This window comes from Bacillus sp. SIMBA_074, from assembly GCF_046534555.1.
Classification (GTDB): domain Bacteria; phylum Bacillota; class Bacilli; order Bacillales; family Bacillaceae_G; genus Bacillus_A; species Bacillus_A mycoides.
On sequence record NZ_JAWRYM010001030.1, the window covers coordinates 1 to 246 of the forward strand.

Here is a 246-nt window from a genome sequence, read left to right on the forward strand (position 1 = left end):
CCTGCGCGCCTTCGGCGACAGCACCCGCGAGGAACTGCTGGCCAAGGCGATGGCCCAGCTCGGCAACGGCCGCCCGGCCGACGAGGTGATCGAGCAGCTCGCCCATGGCCTGACCAACCGCCTCCTGCACCCGCCCACCGCGGCCCTGCGCGAGGCCGCGCTCAGCGGCGACGCCGAGCTTTCGCGCGCCGCGGAACGCCTGTTCCCGGAAAAGCCCGGGTATTCCCATCCCGCCACCCCGCCGCT

1 protein-coding gene is annotated in these 246 nt (G+C 74.4%); it reads left to right on the forward strand.

The window, feature by feature from the left end:
* Positions 1 to 246, forward strand: a 246-nt coding sequence (locus tag SB773_RS33895) for a hypothetical protein (protein ID WP_410594871.1), incomplete at both ends; no start/stop codon positions are given.